The sequence below is a fragment of the Pantoea sp. Taur genome (assembly GCF_009830025.1).
Classification (GTDB): domain Bacteria; phylum Pseudomonadota; class Gammaproteobacteria; order Enterobacterales; family Enterobacteriaceae; genus Pantoea; species Pantoea communis.
This window is the reverse complement of record NZ_SZZZ01000001.1, coordinates 348637-373818: the sequence shown is the minus strand read 5'-3', so window position 1 is coordinate 373818 and position 25182 is coordinate 348637. Positions and strand designations below refer to the sequence as shown.

Annotated in this window: 23 protein-coding genes and 1 pseudogene; 8 read left to right on the top strand and 16 right to left on the bottom strand. The window is 52.9% G+C overall.

All coding sequences use genetic code 11. From position 1 onward, the window contains the following. The 5 genes from FD744_RS01720 to FD744_RS01700 all read right to left on the bottom strand — a co-directional run bounded on the left by FD744_RS01720 (position 1) and on the right by FD744_RS01700 (position 5302). Complete coding sequence (locus FD744_RS01720; protein ID WP_160867053.1) at positions 1-702, bottom strand: fimbria/pilus chaperone family protein; 702 nt, start codon at positions 700-702, stop codon at positions 1-3. A gap of 1563 nt (positions 703-2265) precedes the next feature. After that, a complete protein-coding gene (locus FD744_RS01715; RefSeq protein WP_160867052.1) occupies positions 2266-2985 on the bottom strand; it encodes a DUF1120 domain-containing protein in 720 nt (239 codons plus the stop codon). 399 nt (positions 2986-3384) lie between these two features. Further along, entirely contained in the window at positions 3385-3774 is a 390-nt protein-coding gene (locus FD744_RS01710; RefSeq protein ID WP_160867051.1) for a YgiW/YdeI family stress tolerance OB fold protein, read from the bottom strand. A 134-nt stretch (positions 3775-3908) separates the two neighbouring features. Then, complete coding sequence (locus FD744_RS01705; protein ID WP_160867050.1) at positions 3909-4163, bottom strand: type II toxin-antitoxin system Phd/YefM family antitoxin; 255 nt, start codon at positions 4161-4163, stop codon at positions 3909-3911. Positions 4164-4279: 116 nt separating this feature from the next. Next, positions 4280-5302 carry a LacI family DNA-binding transcriptional regulator gene (locus FD744_RS01700; protein ID WP_160867049.1) on the bottom strand — a complete coding sequence of 341 codons (1023 nt, stop codon included), beginning with the start codon at positions 5300-5302 and terminating at the stop codon, positions 4280-4282. Positions 5303-5540: 238 nt separating this feature from the next. Here FD744_RS01700 and iolG point away from each other — a divergent pair. Further along, positions 5541-6539, top strand: a pseudogene (gene iolG, locus FD744_RS01695) (inositol 2-dehydrogenase). Between the two features lie 200 nt (positions 6540-6739). On the opposite strand, the gene FD744_RS01690 reads toward iolG, so the two are convergent. Then, positions 6740-7465, bottom strand: a complete 726-nt coding sequence (locus FD744_RS01690; RefSeq protein WP_160867048.1) for a pirin family protein — start codon at positions 7463-7465, stop codon at positions 6740-6742. Positions 7466-7588: 123 nt separating this feature from the next. Here FD744_RS01690 and FD744_RS01685 point away from each other — a divergent pair, with 123 nt between their 5' ends. Next, positions 7589-8467, top strand: coding sequence for a LysR family transcriptional regulator (locus FD744_RS01685; RefSeq protein WP_160867047.1), 879 nt, complete (start codon positions 7589-7591; stop codon positions 8465-8467). A 38-nt stretch (positions 8468-8505) separates the two neighbouring features. Here the strand turns inward: FD744_RS01685 and FD744_RS01680 are convergent, their stop codons facing one another. The 5 genes from FD744_RS01680 to FD744_RS01660 all read right to left on the bottom strand — a co-directional run bounded on the left by FD744_RS01680 (position 8506) and on the right by FD744_RS01660 (position 14224). Then, entirely contained in the window at positions 8506-9738 is a 1233-nt protein-coding gene (locus FD744_RS01680) for an MFS transporter (RefSeq protein ID WP_160867046.1), read from the bottom strand. Between the two features lie 228 nt (positions 9739-9966). Next, positions 9967-10902: an ROK family protein gene (locus tag FD744_RS01675; protein WP_160867045.1), complete on the bottom strand. Its 936-nt coding sequence runs from the start codon at positions 10900-10902 to the stop codon at positions 9967-9969. Beyond that, positions 10899-11765, bottom strand: coding sequence for an ABC transporter permease (locus FD744_RS01670; RefSeq protein ID WP_160867044.1), 867 nt, complete (start codon positions 11763-11765; stop codon positions 10899-10901). Before FD744_RS01670 ends, FD744_RS01675 begins: the two co-directional genes overlap by 4 nt. Then, entirely contained in the window at positions 11765-12685 is a 921-nt protein-coding gene (locus tag FD744_RS01665) for an ABC transporter permease (protein WP_160867043.1), read from the bottom strand. The genes FD744_RS01670 and FD744_RS01665 overlap by 1 nt, the downstream gene beginning before the upstream one ends. Before the next feature lie 3 nt (positions 12686-12688). Further along, entirely contained in the window at positions 12689-14224 is a 1536-nt protein-coding gene (locus FD744_RS01660; protein WP_160867042.1) for an ABC transporter substrate-binding protein, read from the bottom strand. Positions 14225-14425: 201 nt separating this feature from the next. Here FD744_RS01660 and FD744_RS01655 point away from each other — a divergent pair, with 201 nt between their 5' ends. Genes FD744_RS01655 through FD744_RS01645 form a run of 3 tightly spaced genes read left to right on the top strand, consistent with a single transcriptional unit; the run spans position 14426 to position 18799 of the window. Beyond that, on the top strand, positions 14426-15559 hold the full coding sequence (locus FD744_RS01655) for an ROK family transcriptional regulator (RefSeq protein WP_160867041.1): 1134 nt from the start codon (positions 14426-14428) through the stop codon (positions 15557-15559). A gap of 10 nt (positions 15560-15569) precedes the next feature. Beyond that, positions 15570-17012: a M81 family metallopeptidase gene (locus FD744_RS01650; protein WP_160867040.1), complete on the top strand. Its 1443-nt coding sequence runs from the start codon at positions 15570-15572 to the stop codon at positions 17010-17012. Continuing rightward, positions 17009-18799: an ABC transporter ATP-binding protein gene (locus FD744_RS01645; protein ID WP_160867039.1), complete on the top strand. Its 1791-nt coding sequence runs from the start codon at positions 17009-17011 to the stop codon at positions 18797-18799. The genes FD744_RS01650 and FD744_RS01645 overlap by 4 nt, the downstream gene beginning before the upstream one ends. 69 nt (positions 18800-18868) lie before the next feature. On the opposite strand, the gene FD744_RS01640 is transcribed toward FD744_RS01645, so the two are convergent. The 4 genes from FD744_RS01640 to FD744_RS01625 all read right to left on the bottom strand — a co-directional run bounded on the left by FD744_RS01640 (position 18869) and on the right by FD744_RS01625 (position 20682). Next, positions 18869-19330: a helix-turn-helix domain-containing protein gene (locus FD744_RS01640; RefSeq protein ID WP_097118777.1), complete on the bottom strand. Its 462-nt coding sequence runs from the start codon at positions 19328-19330 to the stop codon at positions 18869-18871. A gap of 107 nt (positions 19331-19437) precedes the next feature. Continuing rightward, positions 19438-19896 (bottom strand): acyltransferase, encoded by a 459-nt coding sequence (locus FD744_RS01635; RefSeq protein WP_097118776.1) that lies wholly within the window; start codon positions 19894-19896, stop codon positions 19438-19440. 79 nt (positions 19897-19975) lie between these two features. After that, complete coding sequence (locus FD744_RS01630; RefSeq protein ID WP_160867038.1) at positions 19976-20374, bottom strand: tautomerase family protein; 399 nt, start codon at positions 20372-20374, stop codon at positions 19976-19978. Next, the gene (locus FD744_RS01625; RefSeq protein WP_160867037.1) at positions 20374-20682 is read right to left on the bottom strand and encodes a carboxymuconolactone decarboxylase family protein; all 309 of its coding nucleotides are present in this window, start codon (positions 20680-20682) and stop codon (positions 20374-20376) included. The genes FD744_RS01630 and FD744_RS01625 overlap by 1 nt, the downstream gene beginning before the upstream one ends. 98 nt (positions 20683-20780) lie before the next feature. On the opposite strand from FD744_RS01625, the gene FD744_RS01620 reads away from it, so the two are divergent. Together FD744_RS01620 and FD744_RS01615 are read left to right on the top strand one after the other, a co-directional pair. Further along, a complete protein-coding gene (locus FD744_RS01620) occupies positions 20781-21665 on the top strand; it encodes a LysR substrate-binding domain-containing protein (protein WP_160867189.1) in 885 nt (294 codons plus the stop codon). Positions 21666-21674: 9 nt separating this feature from the next. Then, positions 21675-22376: a GNAT family N-acetyltransferase gene (locus FD744_RS01615; protein ID WP_160867036.1), complete on the top strand. Its 702-nt coding sequence runs from the start codon at positions 21675-21677 to the stop codon at positions 22374-22376. A 127-nt stretch (positions 22377-22503) separates the two neighbouring features. On the opposite strand, the gene FD744_RS01610 is transcribed toward FD744_RS01615, so the two are convergent. After that, positions 22504-23673 (bottom strand): ROK family transcriptional regulator, encoded by a 1170-nt coding sequence (locus FD744_RS01610; protein WP_160867035.1) that lies wholly within the window; start codon positions 23671-23673, stop codon positions 22504-22506. A 261-nt stretch (positions 23674-23934) separates the two neighbouring features. Between FD744_RS01610 and FD744_RS01605 the strand changes: the two genes are divergently transcribed. Beyond that, positions 23935-25182 carry an extracellular solute-binding protein gene (locus tag FD744_RS01605; protein ID WP_160867034.1) on the top strand — a complete coding sequence of 416 codons (1248 nt, stop codon included), beginning with the start codon at positions 23935-23937 and terminating at the stop codon, positions 25180-25182.

Genomic DNA, 25182 nt, shown 5'->3' with positions numbered 1-25182 from the left:
TTAGCGAGCCACCGGTGCATCATAGGCTTTTTCGCTGAAGCCCCAAGTGTTGGTTGGGATGATACGTACGCTGATGGCGCTACTCGCACTTTTGCCCTTTTCCAGCGTAAAGCTGGCTGATTTACCCGGCAGAATATAGGTCAGCGGCATGGTCCATCTGGCGTTATCAGGCAGCGTGGTGACTTCTGGGCTGAAACGAATCACATAAGGGGAATCATTGACGGCGATCAGCTGATTGCCTTTCTGTTTCCAGGTAAGACGTTTCCATGGCGTTTCGTCTTTCGGTACGCCAGCAGGACGGATCAACACCGGCAGGTTCTGACGAATCGACATGCGTACGACGTTTTCGCCTTTGTTCTGTGGTGGAATGCCTTCAAAAGTGACGCGACCAAGGTGCTCGGTTTTAAGCGGTGTTTTCTCGGTCATAATAAAACGTACTAACTGTTTTTTGCCAGGCTCTACACGAGCGGCTGGCGGAGTCAGGGACAACAGATTGGTGATGTTGTCGTCATCAATATTCTGCAGGTTAGTGACCAGCAGTAGTGGGGTGCTGTCGGTGTTGAGCACGTTCATAGTGGCTTCACCAATGGCCTGGTCAATCACTGTGATTGGAGCTTCTGGTACCATGCCAGAAGCAAAGACAGCAGAATAATTCAAGCAAAGTGCTGCAGCGCCCAATTTGAGTAGCGAAGAAAATTTCATAATCGGTTTCCATTAGTTTAAATGCTTATTTGCGCTGGCAGATAAACATATATCGTCGGTGTAGAGTCTTAAACACACTCTTAGCTGAATGGAATTATGCGTGCATCGTATGCATGCGTCACTTCGGCAATGGATTAAGTAGGGGTAAGAAAATACTTACAAGTCAAAAAATAATTAGCAATGAAATAAATATCGCCCGAAAACATACGAGGCGTAAAATCCCCCTATAATTAATTTTGCGAGATTTTTTGATTATGGAAATCCTGCCCAACTTAATAATTTAAAATACATGTGACTCTGATTTTTAATTTAAACACTTGAAATAAATACCAACAATATCAATAGCATCATCAGAATAATACATGGGGAATATTCAAAATCACTGAGCAGAGATATTCCGAAACCGACGTTTCTAAACGCTAGACGTATCGGAGCACTGTCTCTATGAATGAGTTCGCTCCTCCTTAATTCGACCGATGCCCGCAGCATCAGCCGAATTAAGGAGAACGAGGTATCCTGAATAAGGCGACGAGATACTTTACAAGAGCGACTGATTAAATAACCGCTTCATTAACGGCAATCGAGAGATTTTGTCGATCACACTAATATGCAGGTTTCTTAAAGTTGCCCGCTTCAGTTTTCGTTTGGCTCCATTGCCCGATATTGGCAGAAAAGTTTGACAATCAGTGACTGCAGTCACTTGCCCTTAAATCTCATACCCTAAGTAGCAGCGTCTTTGGATTCCGGAGAGATACAGTGAAATGCAATAATTCGGGTAAATATGCGGTCGAAATAGGTTCACGAAATTATGCGGCAGAACAGAATCAAGGCCCTACATGTCTAGAATAGCCCACGAGGAGTAATGAGAGGTCCTCCTGTAATTATTCCAAACAGGCTAAAGTGGAAGTTCACGGCGGTTAGACAGAACCAAGTATGGGTGAAGGATATTACCTACCTGTGACCTGACAGTGCTGGTTATTGCAGCCTAATGACTTAGAGATCGTTTTCAATGTACTTCTTATGGTTTTGTCGGTGTAAGCCGAAAAAGAAGGTGCTGCTTCACTTTAACCAAGGCAGTCAATATTAAAACCGTAAAAGACAAACATTTTTTGAGACCACACGTTCTGGAAGGCAGAAAGAGTCGTGATGGTTACCGCCATGATAATACGTTTGCAGAAATCTTTATTAATTTCATGAAAACATGAAAAAAATGCCATTTTATTTCCGTAGCGCAGGAAAAGGATGCAGATATTTTTTGATTTTATTGAACATTTAACAAATCAAACATCGGTATTATTCGAGCGGTAAGATGTAGTAGACAGAATATAAGAAACAATACTACCTACGATTCGAAAGCACCTAGGCTACCCGTTCCGATTAAATTTCGATTTCTATTTCTATTTCGATAATACAGCATTAATCTATTAATATTTTCCCGGGAATCACTGCAACAAGCATTCGAACATCGATTAAATTGATTCAAAAGAAAACATAAATTCTGAAAAATAAATACTTACAAAAAAAACCCCGGGTTACGGGGCAATTAAAACCACCTCATACTAATTAAGGAAGATAGACCAGCTCCAGTGTGGTCAAACCGTCAAGTTTAATAGTCTGTGTCAAAGGAAGTTCAGACTTCTTATTTAAATAAGCCTGCACGCTTAATTTACCACTCATATTTGTGAACGCTAGCGGTGTTAATGTATTTTTAGTTGCCCAACTAACACCACGTGCAGTTGTATTACTAAACAGCGTACCGACTGTGGCCTTAGCCCAGGAAACAGCGTTGATGTTACCTGTGGATAACATATCAACATCAACACCATCTAATTTTACCGTAGCTGGATCAATTCGAGTTGAATAACCACCGATCTTAGCTGTACCCGCCATACCTAACCCTCCGACAGCCACATCCCCCAATGTTCCCCCAAAAATAGGGATATCAGATACTTTGATAGCAGCATAGCCAGAAGCCCCTTCGGGAACAGGTGCAACTGATGTATCTGGACGGCCGTTGATAGTCGTAAGCATAACTTTAGTAGGTGCAGTACAATTAATTCCCACATCAATTTCTTTCAAAGACAGTATGGTATATCCAGTCGAAGATAAACTGCTCGGACTAATAGTACCGTAGTCAACGGTACCTCCACCGGTCAATGTAGGGGTACAAGTACCCGGGTCAATACGGCCAATTACTTTCAAGTCGATATTAGATGCTGCCTGTGCACCAAGAGTTGTAGCCAATACAGTCAACGCCAACAAGGATTTTGTCTTCATTTTCATCTTTTAAATCTCAAAATAAGGTTAAGTTAAACACCGCAACATCCCTTTATCAGCCTTATTCAGGAGGGGGCTTTATTTCCCTGTGATGCTGCGGCATGAGGTGTATTATGGGGTATTGCAGAGTTGTGCTATAGCAGGGAAGGATTAGGCGGTTGTCAGAAACTACTTAGCAGCCCTTACCAATATTTAGCTAAAAAAAAGCCCCGACGGAAAGTCGGGGCAAAAACCTACTCGATTCAGAATATAGGCTCAAAATAACACTGGCGTCAGGCATGAACTTAACCAGTAGATAAATAATGCCTAACTTTCTTTTTATGGCATGTCAGATATTCATTACAGTCGTGTGGGAAAAGGCTTAGGGTTATATTTTTGACAGCATTGAGCCATCTATATAGAGAACTACTTCAACACCCGTACCGTTTTCACATCAATCTCCACGCTGTTCCAGTCTTTATCCACTTCACCTTCTAGGCGCACTTTATCGTTTGGCGTGATGTTCTGCCCCATCCAGTCTTTATCATCAATTTCGACATTGACGCTGCCGCTGGCATCGCGGAATTCATATAATTCATGGCTGATCATGCGAACAATATTCCCTTCCAGCACTACCCAGGAATCATCACGCAAGGTTTTCGCCTGTGCCGCGCTGACCATGCCCGGTGCAGGACCTTTAAACCCGCCCTGGTTGTAACCTGCTGCGGGTTGCTGTGGTGAAACAAAACCGCCCTGCTGTGCCAGCGCACCAAAAGAAACAACACCCAGTGCCAGTGCGATTAGTGATTTTTTCATCTTAAAACTCCCAGAAAGAGATAACTCAAAAGAGCTGGGAGCATAGATTTGAGGGATGAACGAATATATAAGACCAGTCGTGGATGATGGTTTTAATTAGTTAAGAAAGTAAGGGTTAAAATTAGTTTGGGTGATCATGATAAATCTACATCCCTCAATCCAATGTTCGTGCGTTGAGGGGGAAAATCGATATCTGCAACACCAGGCATAGCCAAAGCATCCTGAATGTTGCGTTGCTCACCGGTTAGCTTTTGGTAATCTCTAAACGTCAGCAAAACATAGGCGGACTCGCCACGTTCAGTGATAAAAACCGGTCCATTTTCAGTCATCTTCAGAGCCGCTGCAGTCTTTTGGGTAAACACTCGGCTAGATATCGTTGATATTTCCATTGAATGCCTCTGATTTCTTTCAAATGTCGCCACATGATACGCGAGATAAACCAGATTTTTGAAACTTACATGTGCGAGCGAAAGTGCTGGGTAGCTATGGCTTGACCAGCCAATGGCTATGAAAAATAAGAATAGCGGTGATAAATCAGCAGCGGCGTTTTCACATCCTCCGGCAAGCGCTCACTCAGCGGCTGCTCAAATATCGCCAGGCACTGCTCAATCTCGCGGCGCATATCATGACCCAGCACCATATCCATCGTGCCCTTCTCCAGCAGCACACGGCTGGATTCACTCAACTCATGTCCGGTGAAGATCACCTGATCCTGCACACCAAAGGCTTCCAGGGCTTTGGCCACACCTTCGTTGCCGCCCGCCGTGTTGTAAATTCCGGCCAGCGGCTTCCCCTCTTCCAGCCACTTTTTCACACTGTGCCAGGCGGTTCCTGCTTCGTCGTTAATGTTGACGCGATCGCGAATCGTCAGCCACGGGAAAGCCTCTCGCAGCACGCGACGAAAGCCGATTTCGCGCTCCTCTTGCGTGCGATAGGTCGAACTGCAAATCAGCAGGATATTGCCCGGCTGTTGCTGCGGCAGCATACGTCCCATAAACCAGCCCGCCGTCGCGCCTGAAGCGGTCTGATCGATACCGACGTAAGCAGTACGCCGCGAATTGGGCAGATCGCTGGTGAGGCAAATCACTTGTACGCCATCATCAATGGCGGCTTTCACGGCACGGTTGATCTTCACATCATCGCGACACACCAAAATAATGCCGCTGGCCTCACTGGCGCGACGCTCGATTAACTGACTGAAGCGGTCAGCGTTGAATTGCGCACTCGGTAACGTATCCAGTGTGATGTGAAGTTGCGGACGCTCGCGCATTACCGCGCGTGCATGCAACTCAAGCTGCGCGACAAAGCTGGTGCCGGATTCACACACAATCGCGATACGTTTTGCTGCTCCACGAGGGTCTTCTGTGTCACTCAGCCCCAACCGCACCATGGCATTTTCAACTTTCTTGCGCGTCACCTCGCGCACGCCTTGCCGTCCATTGATCACGCGATCAACGGTGGCGGGACTGACGCCCGCTTCCTGCGCGATGGCTTTAATGGATGGCGATTTCCAGTTTTGCAGCGTCATGATATTTCCTGATGTCCTTCACCTCATGGATGAAACAGTAGCTTGATAAGGCACTGATAATCAAATTGTTATAACTCCATGAATCCAGAGAACAATCATATATTTGAGGTCATTAACCTCAAATTTTCATGTGATCGGCCTCATCCTTTCAGCATCCGTTTCAGGCTTTGCTTTGACTTAAAACTTCACCAATACGCTTAATAGCGCCATCACCTGTCGCCCTCATAGGAATTAAAAAATGCTCAATGTTGCTCTCTTAGGTGCTGGCCGTATTGGACAGATTCACGCCGGAAATATCGCTGCGCATCCACAGTGTCGTCTGGCGTATGTGATGGATGTCTACGCCCCTGCTGCTAATGTGCTGGCAGAGAAATACGGTGCTAAAGTGGCAGATCTCGACACCATTCTGGCGGACAGTTCGGTTGATCTGGTGGCGATTTGCAGCGCCACTAACACCCATGCAGATTTGATTGAAGCCGCCGCGCGCGCCAAAAAAGCCATCTTCTGTGAGAAGCCGGTGGATTTAAGTTTGCAGCGCGTGCAGAGCTGTTTAGCCACGGTGCGTGAAGCAGGCGTGCCATTGATGGTTGGCTTTAACCGACGTTTTGACCCGAGCATGGCGCATTTGCAGGCGTGTCTGCGTGATGGTGAGATTGGTGAAACCGAACTGGTGACCATCAGCTCACGCGATCCGGGTGCACCACCTGCCGAGTACGTTAAAGTCTCTGGCGGCCTGTTCCGTGATATGACGATTCATGATTTCGACATGGCGCGCTGGTTGTTAAATGAAGAGCCGGTATCGGTATATGCCAGTGCAGCGGCGCTGGTTGATCCCGAGATTAAAGCGCTGGGCGATGTCGATACCGCCGTTGTCACCCTCACTTGCGCCAGCGGCAAGATGGCGGTGATCACCAACAGCCGTCGTGCCAGCTACGGCTACGATCAGCGTATTGAAGTACACGGCAGCGAAGGGATGTTGCAGGTAACGAATCAGCTGGAGTCTCAGCTGGTGAAATCCGTGGCAAATGGGGTGGTGGCGCAGAAGCCGCAGCACTTCTTCCTGCAGCGTTATGCCGATGCTTAACGCAATGAACTGGCGACCCTCATTGAGGCGCTGGCAAAAGGCGAAGGCCAGTACCCCGGCGGGAATGATGGGTTGCAGGCGTTATTACTGGCGGATGCAGCGCTGGAGTCATTGAAAACCGGCAAACCGGTCGCACCGCAGTCGCTGTTGTAAGGCGGTGCTGATGAGGGGCGAACCCTGGTCCGTCCCTTCGACAACTCCCCATAAAGATGGAAGCTTGATTGAAAGCTCACTTAAGCTAAAGCAAACCGGCCAGAACGAGCCACATGCAGCAGTATGTTGCTCATCCATGGCAGCGTTAAGAACTAAAACGCATATGCTTCAGGGCGTCCGTTAAGACGCCCTGGCTTGTTTTAACGCTGTGGATGATTCACTTCCAGTGGACGCAGGTCAAACAACAACACTTCTGCGTTATCGCCTTGAGCTAAGTGCAATACGCTCTCATTACGTACGCGCGCACCGTCACCCTCTTTGAACTTAACGCCGTTCACTTCAATGCTGCCGCGTGCCACATGAATATAGGCATAGCGATCGGCATCCAGCGCGAAACTCTGCTGCTCGGCACCATCAAAGAAACCGGCATAGATGCGGATATCCTGACGTACGCTCAGGCTGCCCTCTTTCCCCTCCGGCGAGATAATCAAACGCAGTTGCCCGCGTTTCTCGCTCTCTGGCACGGAGATCTGCTGATAGCCCGGCTGGGTATTGCGCTCGCCCGGTACAATCCAGATTTGCAGGAAGTGCACGTTATCGCTCTTCGAGTGGTTGAACTCGCTGTGCGTCACACCGCTACCCGCGCTCATCAACTGCACATCACCGGGGACGATCACCGAGCCGGTGCCCATTGAATCTTTATGCTCCAGCGCGCCGTCCAGCACATAGGAGATAATCTCCATATTGTTGTGTGGATGCGCACCAAAGCCACGACCCGGTGCGACACGGTCGTCATTGATCACCAGCAGATCGGAGAAGCCGGTCTGTTTAGGATCCCAGTAATTCGCGAAGGAAAAAGTGTGATGCGAATTCAGCCAACCGTGGTCACCCACTCCGCGTTGTTCTGACAGACGTTGTTCAATCATGGTTTGCTCCTCAAATGTGTGGTGGAAAGACGCTTGCCCTTCCGAATGAGGATAAGTATACGTAAACTAATTTGCCCAACAATGCGCTAACCTGACAATGACTGTCACCGAAAAGTGGACAATATGCAGATAGAAGATCTTCGTATTTATGTCGCCGTAATTAAAGCCGGTAACTTTACCGCCGCCGCCGAACAGTTGATGCTGTCGAAGCAATACGTCAGCCGCCGTATTGCCGCGCTGGAGGAATCACTCGGTGCGCGTCTGCTGAATCGCAACACGCGCAAATTGTCGGTGACGGATAACGGCCAGCTCTTTGCCCAACATGCGCAACGTATTCTCGATGATGTGCAGGAAGCCCAGCAGGCGGTATCTGGTCGGCAACAGGTGTTGCAGGGCAGCTTTCGTCTTAGTGTTCCGATGTCGTTTGGCATCAGCCATTTGTCACCGTATATCGCCGAGTTCCTCAGTCAGCACCCCGGATTGCAGTTCCAGGTGGAGTTGGCGGACCGCTACGTCGATATGGTCGGTGAAGGCTTTGATATGGCGATCCGTATTGGCACCCTGCCCGACTCCAGCCTGATCGCTAAACGGCTTGGTGTGTTTCGTCGCGTGATCTGCGGTAGCCCGTCATATATTCAGGGCGCGGGCGCACCGCGTGAACCGGAGGATCTGCTCAATCACGCCTGTTTGCGTTACGGGCGAGAAAGCCAGACCGGCTGGGAACTGTTTAACGGTGAACAACGCAAGGTGATGGCGGTGCAAGGCCCAATGGTGAGCAATAACGGCGAGATGTTACGTGATGCGGCTGTGGCCGGATTGGGGCTGATTCTACTGCCGGAGTTTATCGTGGCACCGGCCTTAGCCAGTGGTGAGCTGATGACCGTGTTGGATGAGTGGCAGCCTTCCTCACTCAACCTGAACGCGCTCTATCCACAGCATCGTCAGCGCAGCGAAGTGAATCGAGTATTTATGGCGTTTTTGCAGGAAAAGTTGGCAGGATAATGAAACGGGCGACCTGATGGCCGCCCGATAAGAATCAACTAGGCGCTTTCATGCGCAAACGTAATCGACTTTCTCCGTGCATCGCGCACCGCGATACCATGAATCAACAAGCCCAACACCGCCAGAATCGCACCGACCCAACCAGTGGACTGCCAGCCAAGGCCCGCAGAAATGGTCACGCCACCCAGCCATGCGCCGAGCGCATTCGCCAGGTTAAATGCCGAGTGATTCAACGCCGCCGCCATGGTTTGCGCATCGCCCGCCACATCCATTAAACGGATTTGCAGCACGCTCGCCAGCGCCACCATGGTACCGACCAGCATCACGTTGAGTGAACCGGCAAACGCATAGTGCGCGGTGAACACAAAGGCACTCAGCACCAGCACCGACCAGATCAGCACCATACGAATGGTTTTCTCCAGTCCACGATCCGCCAGACGCCCCCCCACCACGTTGCCGATAATCATGCCGAGTCCAAACAGCGCCAGCACCAGCGGAATCCAACTCACTGGCATTTGTGCCAGTTCGGTCAGCGTAGGTTTCACGTAGCTGAACACCGAGAACAAGCCGCCGCTGCCGATCGCACCAATCGCCAGCGTCAGCAACACCTGCTTGCGCGTCAGCGCCGAGAGTTCACGCAACGGACTGGCGGTTTTGTCACCCGCCACGTTCGGCACCCACATGCCCACCAGCACCATGGTCAACAGCGCTAATACGCCAACAATGGCGAACGCTTCACGCCAGCCAAACACCTGTCCAATCGCGGTAACCGCAGGCACGCCAAGCAGGTTGGCGATCGTCAGGCCAAATAGCACCATCGAAACGGCCTGAGCACGTTTTCTGCGCTCTACCAATCCAGCAGCGACCAATGCGGCGACACCAAAGAACGTGCCGTGCGGAAAACCGGCGAGGAAACGCGCCAGCAGCATTGAGTAGTAACCCGGTGCTACCGAGCTAAACAGGTTACCCGCGGCAAACAGGCCCATCAGCGTCATCAGGAAGTTACGACGTGAAGCGCGAGCACCGAGCACAGCCAACAGCGGTGCGCCGATCACCACGCCCAGCGCGTAGATACTGATCAGGTGGCCCGCCGTAGGGATAGAAACATTGAGGCCGGTGGCGGCATCGGGCAGCAGGCCCATGATGACGAATTCGCCGGTACCAATGGCAAAGCCACCGGTGCCGAGCGCAAACAGCGCTTTCAGCACACTGGCGCGCGGCAGCGATGCCTGCTCCGGCAGCTGATTAAGTTGAGGTTGTGCAGATGACATGGTTTTCCAGTAACGCAGGTGAAGAATCCAATCACAATCGTGGCGGCATTGAAGGCCACCATCGTTGAGACTGAAAGGATTTAGCGGAACATGATAACTGATTTAAATGAAAATTCGATGGCAGAGAATTATGTGGCTGCTAATTAATCGTTGATTAGCCGCCTTGCGCCCAACACGGCGCAAAGCAAGGGTATGTTGACTGGCACCGCTGCAGTGTGTGCATTTTCGTTAAGCAACCTGCCGCGCCAGCAGCGCCGCGCCGATCATTCCGCCGTTATGGGCAAACGCGCCGGGCACCACCAAAGGATGCTGAGTGCTGCGCAACACATAACGCTGCACTTCCTCATTCAATGCTTCCATCAACGCTGCCACCGAAGCCAATCCTCCGCCCACCGCCACCAGCGATGCACCGGTGATATTGATAGTGTAAGCCAGCGGCTGACTTACCAGTTGTAACCACACCTGAACCGTGCGATTAGCCTGCACTTCCTGCTGTTGCCAGCCGGCGATAATGTCGAGGCTGCTCGCATTAACGTCATGTAAAGTGCGATGGAGATTCTCCAGCCCGCGCGCGCCGCCGTAACTATCGAGACAGCCTTTTTGACCGCAGGGACAAGGCTGGCGCGGCAAGCGTATTGTCTCGCCTTCTATGTCCACTTCGGTCAGCGTAATCGGACCATGGCCCCATTCACCCGTCAGGCCATTCTGTCCGGTGATGATGCGCCCATCTGCCACCAAACCGCCGCCGACGCCGGAACCGAGAATGGCGCCAAACACCACTTTATGCCCATTCCCCACGCCTGCCTGCGCTTCCGCGAAAGTGAAACAGTCGGCATCGTTATGCACGATCACTTTACGCTGCAGTAACTCGCCCAGCGCCTGGCTGAGGTTGCGTTGATGAAAGGCTGGGATATTACTGGCAAACATCTCGCCGCTATCGGGTGCCACGATGCCCGCAGTGGAGATCGCCAACGGTGAATCCGTGCTGAAGTGCAGCTGATGCTGTTGAATCATACGGCTCACCAGCGCGGTAAAATTCTGCCAGCTGTCTGCCGGGATTTTTTGCTGATCGAGGATAGTGAGCTGCTGCTGCGCATCCATCACACCCAGCTTAACGAACGAACCGCCCAGATCGAGGCAGATCACTGCCGGTGTTGTACTCATAAACGTTTATCCATCACATCACGCAGGCCGTCGCCCAGCACATTAAAGCCAAGCACAGTAATCAAAATCGCCAGTCCGGGGAACAGCGACACATAAATATTCAGCCCAAGGAAGTTGCGCCCATCACTCATCATGGTGCCCCACTCCGGCATCGGCGGTTGCACGCCTAACCCCAGAAACGACAAGCTGGCCGCCGACAGCACCACTGCGCCCGCCGTCAGCGTCGATTGCACAATCAGCGGTCCGATTGAATTGCGCAGTATGTAATGGGTGATGATGCGCGGATAGCGGACGCCCAACATATGTGCGGCTTCGATGTACTCCATGTTTTTCAGGCCGAGCGTCAGGTTACGACTGAGGCGCGCATAGACCGGAATCGAGAATAGCGATATGGCAATCAGCATATTGGCCAGTCCCTCGCCCAGCACGCTGACGATCAAAATCGCCAGTACGATGCCAGGAAAGGCGAAAATAATATCCATCACCCACATAATCAGCGCATCGATTTTGCGTCCTGCCAGACCGGAGATGATGCCAAGCGGAATGCCAATCACCATCGAAATCGCGACGCTCAGACAAACCTCGAACAGCGTGATACGCGCGCCATAAATCACGCGGGCGAAGATGTCGCGGCCATAGTCGTCCGTGCCAAACCAGTGCGCAGCAGAGGGAGCCTGCAAGGTGTTCAGCAGATCCTGTTCGATCGGATCCCAATGGGTTAACAGCGGCGCTAACACCGCGGCCAGCACCACCAGCAGTGCCAATCCGCCGCCAATCGCTATCGACGGATTGTTCTGTAGCATGCGCAGGAACTGGCGACGGCGCGATCGTGTCGGCAGCAAAGAGGTATCGAGGCTGTTCATCAGTCGAACCTTATTTTGGGATTGAGCAGGCCAATCAATATTTCACCCACCAGGTTCATCAGCACCACGCCGGTAACCGCCACCAGCGTCACGCCCTGAATCACCGGGTAGTCGCGGTATTTGACCGAATCCACCAGCAGGCGACCAATACCGGGCCAGTTAAACACCGATTCCGTGACCACTGCGCCACCAATCAGGCTGCCGAAGTTAAGTGCGACGATGGTGACAATCGGGATCAAGGCGTTGCGCAGCGCATGTTTCCAGTGAATATTCGCCGACGATAAGCCTTTGGCTTTGGCGGTACGAATATAGTCCTGACTCAGCACATCCAGCATGCTGGATCGCGTCATACGGGCAATCATCGCCATGGGTAAAATCGCCAGCGTGACAGTCGGCATCACGTAGTTTTTCCATGTGTCCGCGCCCAACAGCGGCAGCCAGCCGAGTTCCACCGCAAAGTAGTTCATCGCCAGCAGCGCGAGCCAGAAGTTGGCTATCGATGCGCCCGCAATGGTCAGCACCATCACGATTTGATCGGGAATACGCTGGCGATAAATCGCCCCGGTCATGCCCGCAGGCACGCCGATGGCAATCGCCAACAGATAGGCCAGTGCCGCCAGCGATAAGGTGTAAGGCAAACGCTCGCTGATTTCGGTGATCACCGGGCGCTGTGACTGCAACGATTCCCCCAGATTGCCGTGCAGTGCTTCAGTAGCAAATTTGATGTACTGCAGCGGCAGCGGCTGATCCAAACCCAGCCGGATGCGCATGTTATCCACCGCTTCCTGCGGCGCTTCCGGGCCCGCCATCAGGCGTGCCGGATCGCCCGGCAACGCGCGGATGGCGATAAATACGATGATCGACACGCCGAAAATAATCAGCGGCAGCGAGAGCACCTTTTTCGCAACGTACGCTTTCATCAATCAGTTCTTCACTGCGTCACGAACCACAATCTGTCCGCCAGGCTGCATGGTGACGCCACTGATGTTTTTGCGCGAGGCATAGAGATCATCCTGATAAAACAGCAGCACCTGTGGAGCCAATCCGCTGATCTGTTTCTGTGCCTGGAAGTAAAGATCTTTGCGTTTCGCATCGTCAAGCGTGGAGGCAGCGGTATCGATCAGGTCATCGGTTTGCTTATCGCTGAAGAAGCCGAGATTCGCGCCACCCGGTGCAAAGCTGGCGCTGTGATACAGCGGGCGCAGTTGCAAGTCAGAACCGTACAAACCGGATGACCACGACGCCAATACCGCATCAGTGCCCTGCTGGGCTTTCTCTTTGGCATCGGCGAAGGCGGCTTTGGTCCAGACGCCGCTTTCCATCTGGCGCACATTCAACTTCACGCCGATTTTGGCCCACAGCCCCTGCAACACCTGAGCGGTGCGTGCATCCGGTGCCTGAACCGCAATCGACATGCTGAAGCCATCCGGGTAACCTGCCGCTTTCAGCAGTTCTTTGGCTTTCTGCACGTCGTAAGGGTAATCCTTCAGGCTCTTGTCGTAGTTGGCATCAACCGGTGCCAGCGAGGAGTTAGCCGGCTGTGCATAACCAAACATGATGGCTTTCACCAGCGCCTGCTGATCGGTAGCAAAGTTCAGCGCCTGACGCACGCGCACGTCGCTCAACGCTTTACTTTGCGTATTCAGATCCACCCAGAACACGGCCGCGCCAGGCGACTGTTTCAAATTCACGTTAGCATTGTTTTTCAACATTCCGGCGAATTGCGGCGGTACCGGATTAATAATATCGACCTGGCCGGATTGCAGCGCCATATTCATTACGGAAGGCTCACTGCTCCACGTCCATTTAATTTCATCAGGGCCGTTTGATTTACCCCAATAATCACTGTTCTTTTTCTCCAGCACATATTCGCCAGATTTATATTGTTCCAGCTTATAAGGCCCGGTGCCGTCCGCCTTATTATTGATGCTGCCTGCTTTATCTGCGGTAGGGCTGACCATTAATCCTGGTCCCGATGCCAGCACGGTTAAAAAGGCCGGATTGATTTTTTTCAGCTCAAACTCAACCGTTAAATCATCGGTTTTCTTCACATCCTGAATAAAGGTGCGAACTTTACCGCTGCCCGCCAGACCGCGTTTGGTATCTAAATGACGCTTGAAGTTTTCTACCACCGCATCGGCATTGAACGGCGTGCCGTCGTGGAATTTTACGTTGGGGCGCAGCTTAAAGGTCCAGTGCAATCCGCTGCTGTCCGCACTCCAGGAGAGCGCCAGCGCAGGGATAATCTTGCCGTCATCACCCAGACGCGTCAGGCCTTCATACATGGGATCGAGCACCGTGCCGGTAAAGGTAGCGGTCTGGTTGCCCGGATCCATGCTGCGTGGCGGTTCGTTTTGCATAATCACCAGCTGGCTGGCCATTGCCGCCGAGCTTGCCAGTGACGCCATGATACAACCGGCCAGCGTCAGTACCTTTAAATGCTTGAATGTGCTTTGCATGAAGGCCCTCAATGAATCATTGAAATGTTAGGTGAATTAACAACGCTATATAAGGCACACTCTCTGAACAAAAGCCAATACGTAAGTTCATATATTTTACTTATAGTTAGATCTGCGTTCAGAAAATTAACTAAATATCGTTGAATTTGTTTTCCAGCCTCATTATTGTCAGGTCATATCGCTAATGCAGTGAGAACCAACATGCTCAATGCCCACCAGCAGCAAATTTTGCGTCTGCTTATTGCCTCGCACGGCATGAGCCGTACCGCTATTGCGGAAAATATGAAGTTGAGCAAAGCCGCGATTAGCCCACTGGTCAAAGAGATGCTGAATGCCGGATTGCTGGAAGAGAGCCTGGCGGAATCCAGCGGTCAGGGTCGGCCATCGGTGTTATTAAAAATGCGCGCCGACAGTGCTTATTTCCTCGGTGCCTCGCTAGTCGGTGAGCAGGTTGTTTTGGTGCTGATCGATATGCACGGCCTGGTGCTGGCGAGCACGCACATGCCACTCGATCCTGATCCCCAACAGCTGAGTGCGACGCTAGCGGCAGCGATTCCCGATTTGATTGCGCAGAAAGGCATTTCAGCCGATCAATTAATTGGCCTGGGCGTTACGCTCTCCGGATTTGTCGATGAAAATCAGGCAATTTGCGTGCAATCAGCGCTGCTGGGCTGGAAGAATGTCCCGCTGGCCGACATGCTCAAACAGCAAACCGGCCTTGATGTCTCGCTGGAGAACGATGCCAAAGCGCTGGCCGTCAGCGAGAAGATCTTCGGCGTGGCGAAAAAAGCGCGCAACTTCACCCTGATTTCCCATGGTGACGGCATCGGTTCCGCACACTTCTTCCAGGGCCAACTGCATCGCGGCGCACACGGCGGGGCCGGTGAAATCGCCCACTGCACCATTGAACCCGGCGGGCGCCCTTGCCGCTGCGGTAAACGCGGCTGCCTCGACACCCTCGCCTCGCTCACCGCCATTCGTGAGAGCGTGCGCGATAAGGCGCTGGAGACACAATCCATCGCAGAACTGGAAGCGCTGGCCGTCAAAGGCAACAGTGCCGCCATCGCCATTCTGCATCAGGCTGGTCACGCGCTGGGCCTCTCGATCGCCAACATTATTCAGATGAACGATCCCGAATTGATCGTCATTGCACATCAACCCCAATCTTTTGACGGCTTACTGAAAACCGTGGTGATGCAATCCATTGATAGCCACGTGTTGCCGTCGATCATGGGCAAAACCCCGATTTCCAGCATCGTGATCAGCGAACAGAGCTGGGCGCGCGCCGCGGCGAGCGTGGCAGCATATCGATTCATCATTCAATTACCTGACTAGCGGAGGCTGTATGCGCATTGCTTTTGGTGGCATTCATACGGAGTGCAGTACTTATAACCCGGTGCTGAACTATGCCGACGACTTCCGCATCGTGCGCGGTAACGATTTACTGACCAACCCCTACTTTGCTTTCCTGCAGGATTACGATGCCGAATTTCTGCCGACCTTCCATGCGCGCGCCATCGCCGGTGGTCCGGTGGCGCGGGTCACTTATGATGACTTCAGGCAGGATTTTCTCACCCGTCTGCAAGCACAGCTGCCGGTGGACGGCGTCTACCTCGCGATGCACGGCGCGGTGTATGTGGAAGGGATGGAAGATGCCGAAGGTGACTGGATTACCGCGACTCGCGAACTGGTCGGCCCGGATTGTCCGATCACCGTCAGTTACGATCTGCATGGCAACGTGACGCAGCGCATCATCGATGCCATCGACATGTTCTCCACCTATCGCACGGCTCCGCACATCGATGTGGAAGAGACCATGCGTCGATCCGTGTCGATGTTGGTGAAAAGCCTGCAAACCGGCGTGAAACCCGGTGTGATTTGGGCACCGATTCCGGTGGTGCTGCCCGGTGAGCGCACCAGTACCGAAGATGAACCGGCAAAAAGTTTGTATGCGCGTTTGCCGGGTATCAATGAAATCGACCACATTTGGGATGCGTCGCTGATGGTCGGCTATGTCTGGGCCGATGAACCGCGCGCCACTGCGGCGGCGATCATGACCGGTACCGACGCCGATGTGCTTTCCGAACAGGCAGCAAAACTGGCGCTGGCATACTGGCAGGCGCGGGACGAGTTTGTCTTCGGCTGCGTCACAGGCAGCACCGAAGAGTGCGTGAAAATGGCCATCGCCAGTGAAACTGCACCGGTGATTTTGGCCGACTCGGGCGATAACCCGACCGGTGGTGGCGTGGGCGATCGTGCCAATCTGCTGGCAGAGTTGATTCGCCAGGGCGCGCAGGATGTGATCGTCGCCGGAATCACCGATAAACCGGCCACTGATGCTGCTTTTGCGGCAGGCGTTGGGGCGAAACTCACTCTGACGATCGGTGCCACGCTCGATCCCGCAGGGGGGAAAGTTACCGCAGAATTTGAAGTGCTGCTGGTGAGTGACGATGCGCGTTCGTTAGCGAAACAAGCGCTGCTGAAAACCGGCGGAATCACCGTGGTGGTCGCCGATCGTCGTCGTCCTTATCACAATATCGCTGATTTTGAATTGCTGGGGCTTCATCCTGCGCAGGCAAAAATTGTGGTGGTGAAATCGGGTTATCTGTCACCGGAACTGGCACCACTTGCTAATCCTAACTTGATGGCGCTGTCTGAAGGCGTGGTGGATCAATACGTCGAACGTCTGGAGCGTAAACGTAAACTGCAGCCTGCCTATCCTTTCGACACTGACTTTGAATTTCTGCCGGTCAGCACCCGTTCGGCTCGCTTTGTGGCGGCCAAATGAGTCGCGAGCCGGTCTTGCAGGTAGAAAACCTCAACGTTGCGTTTCGCCATGACGATCAGTGGCGTGAGGTAGTGAAGAACGTATCGATGACCATCAACGCCGGTGAGACGCTGGCGATTGTCGGGGAGTCGGGTTCGGGCAAAAGCGTCACATCGATGGCGATTATGCGCTTGCTGAATATGCGCCACGCGCGCGTGACCGGCAAAGTGCTGCTGAACGGCGTGGACCTGCTGAATCTGAGCGAAAAAGCGATGCGCGATATTCGTGGCAACGCCGTGGCGATGATTTTTCAGGAGCCGATGACCAGCCTCAACCCCTCTTTCACCATTGGTCACCAGATCGCTGAAGTCCTGATCAACCATCGCAACATCAGTAAGCGGGCGGCGCGGGAAGAGACGGTGAAGCTGCTGGAGAAAGTGCGCATTCCTAATGCCGCTAAACGCTTCGATGATTATCCGCATCACTTTTCCGGCGGCATGCGCCAGCGTGTGATGATCGCCATGGCGCTGGCGTTGCGGCCAAAACTGCTGATTGCTGATGAACCCACCACCGCGCTGGATGTCACTATCCAGGGGCAAATTCTCGACCTGATTAAGACATTGCAGGAAGAGGAAGGCACCGCGGTACTGTTTATCACCCACGATATGGGCGTGGTGGCGGAAGTTTCGGATCGCACGTTAGTGATGTATCAGGGTGATGTGATGGAAACTGGCACCACAGCGGACATTTTCTCGGCGCCAGCCGCGGATTATACCCGCACGCTGATCGCTACCGTGCCGAAGCTCGGCGCGATGCGTGGCATTACCGGGCCGCAGAAGTTTGCGCTGAAAGGTGATGCGGTGACACTGCTACCTGAGCGCCCCGTTTCGCAACAGCCGCTGCTGTCGGTGAAAAACCTCAGCACCCGGTTCAGCATCCACGAAGGGCTGTTAAGCCGCAAAACCGGTGCGGTGCATGCGGTGGAGAATATCTCTTTCGATCTGATGCCCGGCGAAACCTTGTCGCTGGTCGGTGAATCCGGCTGTGGAAAATCCACCACCGGTCGCTCTCTCACCCGGCTGGTGAAAGCCGATGCCGGCGAGATCGCTTTCGACGGCTATGACGTGCTGAATCTCTCCGCCAGCGAACTGCGCCAGTTACGTCGGGCGATGCAGATGATATTTCAGGATCCGTTCGCCAGCCTTAATCCGCGCATGTCGATTCTCGAAGCCTTGACTGAGCCTTATCTGCAACATCTGCTCGGCAGTAAACAGGCTGCTCGGGAAAAGGCGGCGGAGTTGATAGAACGTGTGGGTTTGTCTTCGGCGATGATGAAACGTTATCCACATGAGTTTTCCGGCGGTCAGCGCCAGCGCATCTGTATTGCCCGTGCGTTGATGCTCGACCCCAAAATGATTATTGCCGATGAATCCGTCTCTGCGCTGGATGTGACTGTCAAAGCGCAGATTATTAATTTGCTGTTGGATCTGCAGAGCAGCCTTGGCTTGTCGTATTTGTTTATATCGCACGATATGGCGGTGGTGGAACGCATCAGCCATCGCGTGGCGGTGATGCTGTTGGGCGAGATTGTCGAGATCGGCCCGCGCGCTGCGATCTTTGAGAATCCGCAGCATGACTACACGCGCAAGTTATTGTCATCGGTGCCGGTTCCAGATCCAGCTCGACGTCATCTCAAGCGCCATATGGACGTTAGCGAGCTGAAAAGCCCGGTGCGCGCATTAGGGTTTGTGCCAGAAACACGGCGCTATCGCGAGGTCAGTGCAGGGCACTGGGTGATGGAGAGTTAAAGCAGACGCAACAGATAGATCAATAATACTGCCCGTGTAACGCGGGCACCTGATAAGGCGAGTGAGTCATTAGTAAAGACCGAGTCCTTGGCTTAAGTCAGCCAACTCCTGCATAGCATTATTACTTTCACTTTCGCGCTGAGCTTTATAGCGCATCAGGTCTGCAAAAAGCACGCGGCGATGGCGGCCAGTTTTATGATATGGCAGCTTCCCCTCTTCCAATAGTTTCACCATATGAGGCCGTGAGACATTGAGGATATTGGCTGCTTCCTGTGTGGTTAATTCAGCATGAACCGGAACGACCTGCACCGCATTTCCAACGGCCAGTTCTCCCAACACCTTCATTAGCAACGTTAAAGCTGAGGTTGGCAACTCGATTTGGTGAGTTTCGTCGTTTGCATCCTGAATGGATATGACTTGTGTCTCCAGCTTTGTGGAGAGAAAAGTCGCCAGTTCTCTTTGTCCACGTAGAGCGGCCTCAATTTCCTTCTGAGCCGGAAGGCTGACATTGTCCAGAATTGAGTTTGTCATGAGTTTTCCAGTTTCTTAGTTCGTGAATTACAGCGCTCTAATACTAATCGAAACAAACGAAACAAACAACATCCGAAATAAACGAAACAACCAGTCTGTTCCTTGTACTATAGCAACCGCAGTAAACGCGCCGGGTTTCCGGCGTAAACGCCCTTCTGCGTGATGTCTTTCGTCACCACACTGCCCGCGCCGATGACCGCGCCATCGCAGATGCTGACCGCCAAAATACTCGCGCCACTGCCGATTGAGACGTTGTTACCCAGCGTGATGCGCGCCCAGCTTTCTCGATCGGCATTGGGTTTGCCATCCCGGAACATATCGTTGGCGAACATCACGCCGTGACCAATAAAGCAGTTTTCGCCCACGCTAACGTATTCACAGATAAAGGTGTGCGACTGCACTTTTGTGCCTCTTCCAATCACCGTATGTGCCTGGATTTCGACAAACGGACCGATGAAGACATCGTCTTGCAGGGTGCAGCCATAAACGTTCGCAGGCTGGTAAATCGTAACGTTACTACCGATTTCAACGTTTTTGACTGCGACTTCGCGTAGATTTGGCTGCATCGAGGTTCCTTAATTTTGTAGGTGCGCATAGATGCGCACCTTACTGTTGACGCGCTTAGCGGTGTTGCCATATTCACCACTAATCCTTTGGAATCATTCCCAATTCAAACATTTTACCGCCGCTAAAGCTCCAGTCTTCGGCGTTGGTATACTGGATGATGACCATTAAATCCGCCGGGCTTAGCTGCAACCGTTCATGGCATTGTTCACTTAATCTCTGGTACGTCTTGCGCTTCTGCGCTTCATTGCGCGTCTTGCCAGCCACAATATGCAGCAGCACATAGCGCTCACTGCGCCCGTCACTCAGGTAGTGTGCATCATAAATCAGGCGTTGTTCTGGCAATACTTCAATCACCTGGAAACGATCGCGCAGCGGCACGTTAAATTCCGCCACCAGCACCTCATGCAGTGTATCAGACAAGACTTTTAAATCGGCTTCGCTCCAGCCGTGACGCACGGTTATCCGGGTAAAGGGCATTAGATAGACTCCTGTTCAAGCACAGTGAGCGCACTCACCGCAGCTGGCCAACCGGCGTAAAACGCCAAATGAGTGAAAAGTTCTACCAACTCCTCCTGACTTAATCCGTTTTGCACCGCAAAGTGCAAATGCCAGGGCAATTGCCGATCGCGACCCAGTGCAGTTAACGTCGCCAGCGTGAGCAAACTGCGCTCGCGTGGTGTCAGCGTGCTACGCTGCCAGATATCAGCAAATAATACCTGCTGCGTCAGTTCTGCTAGTTTCGGTGCAACACGTTCTAGCGACTCTCGATCCAATGAATGACTCATGGTTTTCTCCTGCGGGGGTAGGCAGTGATTGTGTTGCACCGCTACAATCCTGAAAATCATATTATTCAGGAACAACAATCCTGATTTAGAGGATGATGATGGTAAAGCTTCCGGTATCACTCGATAGCGATGCCCTGCGCAGTTTTGTACTGGGTATTGAATGTGGCAGCTTCGCGCTGGCGGCTCAGCAGCTTTGCCGGTCGACCTCTGCTGTCAGTGCACAGCTGAAAAAACTGGAGCAGCAGTGCGGAATGGCGCTGGTCACTAAGCGCGGTCGCCATTTAGTGCCGACGGCGGGTGGGGAAATGCTGCTGAGTTATGCCCGGCGTTTAATCGCATTGAATGATGAAGCCTGGCGCGCTGTGCGCGGGGAACTGTTGCAGGGCGATGTGCGCATCGGCATGCAAGAGGATTTTGGCGAATCGCTGATGCCCGGCATTCTTGGCCCCTTCAGCCGCCAGCATCCTGGGGTGCGCATCAGTGCCCGCGTGGACCGAAATCAACCGCTACTTCAGGCGATGGCCGAAAAAAGCCTCGATATGGCCTTACTGTGGCAAGGCGATGATTTACCCGCACAAAGCCAGCTACTGGGGCAAACAGCGTTGACATGGATTGGCGCAGAGACCCTGGATATTACGGATGTGCTGAAACGAGGCGAAGCTCTGCCCTTAGTCATGTTTGAGGCACCTTGTCTGATGCGCACACGTGCTATCACAGTATTGGAACAGGCAGACATTGCATGGCGCGTGGTGTTTACCAGCCATAGCCTTAGCGGCGTATGGGCTGCCGTGCAAGCCGGACTGGGGGTAACCTTGCGCAGCCACATTGGATTACCCGGCAATTTATCTTCCCTTAAGGCCCCATTGCCATCGCCTGGTCATATGGGCATTGCATTGTTACAGCATCAGCCTGAAGACCCGGCGCAACAGATGTTATCGCAACTGACGCGACATGCCGTGGCCGGTTTTCTTCAATCAAGTTAAGGACAGACGATGACGCAACTGAATCAATATGGTCAGCCAGTGGGTTTTGCTCTGCCGGATTGGCAGCCGCTGGCCGCGCCTCCTGCTATTCCGCTTCACGGCCGCTTTTGTACGCTTGAACCGTTAGATACTGCGCACAGTCACGCTTTGTTTGCCTCCTTCTCAAGCGCACCAGACGATCGGGACTGGACCTGGCTGGGCGCGACAAAACCCGCTTCATTAAACGAAATGGAAAATTGGATCAGTGGAAAATGCCAGGACAGCGGATTGGTGAGTTACGCGGTGATCGACCACCGCACTCAGCAAGCGGTTGGTGCGGTATGCTTCGCCAATATTGACGTTCAAAACGGTGCGATTGAAATCGGTCATGTCACCTGGTCGCCGCTGATGCAGCGTAACGTGCTGGGCAGTGAAGCGATCTACTTGTTACTGAAACAGGCATTTGAGCTGGGCTATCGCCGGGTCGCCTGGCGCTGTGATTCCACTAACCTCGCCTCACGTCGGGCAGCGGAACGTCTTGGCTTTACTTATGAAGGGCGTTTCCGCCAGGCAATGACACGCAAACAACGCAATCGCGATACCGACTGGCTGTCGATAATTGATGGTGAATGGCCGCAGGTGAAGCATGCGATATCGGCCTGGCTGGCGGTCGATAATATGGATGCGCATGGCCAGCAGCGGCAAAAGTTGAGCGTATTTCTCGCACGCTAAGACTCTACAAATCATCTGTCGTAGCGCAGACGGCCGGAAAAATGCCCTTGAGGCTAGCGAGTAAGGATTTACGTTGTTTCACAGTCAATTAAGGGCAGGAATGGGTCTTGCCTGCGCATTGTTGTCCTTATTTCATCAACACCTGAAACTGCGGATTAAACTCGTCAAAAATCGGCAACGCCGCCGCCCCCAACGCAGCAGTATCACTGCCGGTTAAGCCGGTTTTCAGGCGCGAGCCGGTGAGATAACGCCCGCGCACCGACTGATAGAGCGGTGGTAAGCGCTGAATGATCTTATCCAGCAGCGCCGCAGGCATCATGCCGCCGATGATCACGCTCTCCGCATCGAAAATGCACTCCAGCATATTGATGCCCTGACGCAATGGCGTCAGCACGGTATCAATCCAGCGATCAAATACTGCGGGATCGACTTCCAGCAGGTCGTCCGGCAACGCGGTCATCGGATCCAACCCACAGAATTCATAGGCGGCCTGCAGTGACACATAACGTTCCAGACAGCCGTGATTGCCGCAATAGCATTCGCGCCCACCCGGTTCCACCACCACATGCCCGATTTCTCCGGCGTTGTGCGCATGACCGCTGTAAACATGGCCATCCATGATGATGCCAGCGCCCAATCCGGTGCCGATGTAGAGATAGATAAACGAGTTGAGATGGCGCGCTACACCGTGGAACCGCTCCCCAATTGCCGCGACCGTGGCATCGTTCTCCAGCGTGACCGGCACGCCGCTCATTTCGGCCAGCCTTGCTTCGATATCGACCGACTCCCAGCCGTGCAAGGTAGTGGGACCCACCGAGGAAATCCCCTCAACGCCAAACGGACCCGGCATCACTACGCCGATCCCCAGGACTTTCTGCCAGCGAGCACCGAGTTGCGTTTTGATCTCCGCCAGCACCTCCGCAATGCGCGCTAAAGTGGCATCGGGCTGAGGTTTTTGCACCAGAATAAGGCGACGGAAATGAATTTCACCGGTGAGATCCACCAGCACTATCAGCAAGGTTTGGTGGTCGAGATGAATGCCGATGGAGAACGCACTGGCTGGATTGAGGATCACCGGAATCGCCGGTTGCCCACGCCCCTGCTTGCGCGGTTGGCGGCTGGTAAGCAGTTCGGCGGCTTCCAGTTCAGCCACGATATTGGAGACGGTTTGCGGGGTTAAGGCGGTCAGTCGCGCCAGCTCAGCCCGCGTCAATTCGCCGTGCAGGCGGATCGCTTCGATGATCACACGGCGATTGTGCGCGCGCGCATGCTCCAGATTGGTTCCTGATGTTTTCATCCTGCTTCCCTCTTCTCACGCCCGCGACTGCCAGCGCATCAATATCTATGATCGGCGACACAATTTACAACCTGTTTACCTGACAGCCGCAAAAATCTGTGCAGAGTAGTGAGCAGCGGCAAACGAGATTTATGCCCTGGCACGTCACTTGCTTTAGCTCATTGATGTCAGCTGCAGCAACCTGACAACCTGTGCGCGTTATTAAATCAATCAAATTGATTTAATTAAACACCCTCTTCTTGCATCAAGGCGGAAAATGTTATGAAAATCCGGTTTTCGACCACATTGAAAGGCTGTGCCATCGCGGTCATGTTAGCCAGCGCCGGTAGCGCGGCAGCCGCAACCACCCTCAATGCGCTGTTTATGACTCAGGCGGCTTACAGCGAAAATGATATTCGCGCCATGACGCAGGAGTTCCAGAAAGCGCATCCGGATGTGCAGGTGAATCTGGAGTTTGTGCCGTACGAAGCGCTGCACGACAAAATTGTCGCGGCGCGTGGCGCAGGCGGTAACGGTTATGACGTGGTGCTGTTTGATGCCATCTGGCCTGCGGAATTCACCAAATTTGATCTGCTGCAGGACGTCAGCAGCCGTATCGCCGCAGACGAAAAAGAGAAGATCTTCCCCGGCGCAATGAACACCGTGGTCTATAACGGCAAAACCCTTGGCATGCCGTGGATCCTTGATACTAAATACCTCTATTACAACAAAGCGATGCTGGAGAAAGCCGGGATCACCACCCCGCCGCAAACCTGGCAACAGGTGATTGATGACTCACGCATCATCAAACAAAAGAACATCGTCAAATATCCACTGGTGTGGAGCTGGTCGCAGGCGGAAGCGCTGGTGTGTGATTACACCACATTGGTATCTGGCTTTGGCGGCAAATTCTATAACAACGGCAAGCTCGATTTCTCTAGCCCGGCCTCATTGCAGGCGGTCAAGCTGATGAAGAGTTCGCTGGATGAAGGGCTGAGTAACCCAGCATCACGCGAATATCTGGAAGAGGATGTGCGCAAAGCCTTCTCCAACGGCGACGCCGCATTCGCGCTGAACTGGACCTATATGTACAACATGGCTAACGATCCGAAGCAGAGCAAAGTGGCCGGTCAGGTGGGTATCGTTCCGGCACCAGGCGATGCGCCGGGTAAATTTGGTGCGGTGAACGGTTCGATGGGGCTCGGCATCGCCAAAGGCAGCACCCACGGTGACCAGGCGTGGCAATACATCAGCTACATGACTTCGCAACCGGTTCAAAACAAATACGCAACCCTGAGCCTGCCCATCTGGAAAAGCTCATATCAGAATCCTGCGGTACTGAAGAACCAGGAAAGCCTGATCGCGGCGGCTGACAAATCATTGAATGTGATGCTGTCGCGTCCGGAGACCGCCGACTATTCCCGTCTCTCTAACACCTTGCAGCAGCAACTGCAGCAAGTGCTGGTGGGCAGCGCTACGCCAGACGCGGCCATGCAGACGGTTGATAAAAGTGCGGCGCGTTTGCGTTAA

Coding starts and splice junctions, on each gene's coding strand:
- FD744_RS01620 (WP_160867189.1), top strand. CDS start 20,781: ATGGTAAAGCTTCCGGTATCACTCGATAGCGATGCCCTGCGCAGTTTT.
- FD744_RS01630 (WP_160867038.1), bottom strand. CDS start 20,374: ATGCCCTTTACCCGGATAACCGTGCGTCACGGCTGGAGCGAAGCCGAT.
- FD744_RS01665 (WP_160867043.1), bottom strand. CDS start 12,685: ATGAAAGCGTACGTTGCGAAAAAGGTGCTCTCGCTGCCGCTGATTATT.
- FD744_RS01705 (WP_160867050.1), bottom strand. CDS start 4,163: ATGGAAATATCAACGATATCTAGCCGAGTGTTTACCCAAAAGACTGCA.
- FD744_RS01710 (WP_160867051.1), bottom strand. CDS start 3,774: ATGAAAAAATCACTAATCGCACTGGCACTGGGTGTTGTTTCTTTTGGT.
- FD744_RS01635 (WP_097118776.1), bottom strand. CDS start 19,896: ATGCAGCCAAATCTACGCGAAGTCGCAGTCAAAAACGTTGAAATCGGT.
- FD744_RS01605 (WP_160867034.1), top strand. CDS start 23,935: ATGAAAATCCGGTTTTCGACCACATTGAAAGGCTGTGCCATCGCGGTC.
- FD744_RS01675 (WP_160867045.1), bottom strand. CDS start 10,902: ATGAGTACAACACCGGCAGTGATCTGCCTCGATCTGGGCGGTTCGTTC.
- FD744_RS01700 (WP_160867049.1), bottom strand. CDS start 5,302: ATGACGCTGCAAAACTGGAAATCGCCATCCATTAAAGCCATCGCGCAG.
- FD744_RS01715 (WP_160867052.1), bottom strand. CDS start 2,985: ATGAAAATGAAGACAAAATCCTTGTTGGCGTTGACTGTATTGGCTACA.
- FD744_RS01655 (WP_160867041.1), top strand. CDS start 14,426: ATGCTCAATGCCCACCAGCAGCAAATTTTGCGTCTGCTTATTGCCTCG.
- FD744_RS01625 (WP_160867037.1), bottom strand. CDS start 20,682: ATGAGTCATTCATTGGATCGAGAGTCGCTAGAACGTGTTGCACCGAAA.
- FD744_RS01680 (WP_160867046.1), bottom strand. CDS start 9,738: ATGTCATCTGCACAACCTCAACTTAATCAGCTGCCGGAGCAGGCATCG.
- FD744_RS01610 (WP_160867035.1), bottom strand. CDS start 23,673: ATGAAAACATCAGGAACCAATCTGGAGCATGCGCGCGCGCACAATCGC.
- FD744_RS01650 (WP_160867040.1), top strand. CDS start 15,570: ATGCGCATTGCTTTTGGTGGCATTCATACGGAGTGCAGTACTTATAAC.
- FD744_RS01640 (WP_097118777.1), bottom strand. CDS start 19,330: ATGACAAACTCAATTCTGGACAATGTCAGCCTTCCGGCTCAGAAGGAA.
- FD744_RS01720 (WP_160867053.1), bottom strand. CDS start 702: ATGAAATTTTCTTCGCTACTCAAATTGGGCGCTGCAGCACTTTGCTTG.
- FD744_RS01615 (WP_160867036.1), top strand. CDS start 21,675: ATGACGCAACTGAATCAATATGGTCAGCCAGTGGGTTTTGCTCTGCCG.
- FD744_RS01660 (WP_160867042.1), bottom strand. CDS start 14,224: ATGCAAAGCACATTCAAGCATTTAAAGGTACTGACGCTGGCCGGTTGT.
- FD744_RS01690 (WP_160867048.1), bottom strand. CDS start 7,465: ATGATTGAACAACGTCTGTCAGAACAACGCGGAGTGGGTGACCACGGT.
- FD744_RS01645 (WP_160867039.1), top strand. CDS start 17,009: ATGAGTCGCGAGCCGGTCTTGCAGGTAGAAAACCTCAACGTTGCGTTT.
- FD744_RS01670 (WP_160867044.1), bottom strand. CDS start 11,765: ATGAACAGCCTCGATACCTCTTTGCTGCCGACACGATCGCGCCGTCGC.
- FD744_RS01685 (WP_160867047.1), top strand. CDS start 7,589: ATGCAGATAGAAGATCTTCGTATTTATGTCGCCGTAATTAAAGCCGGT.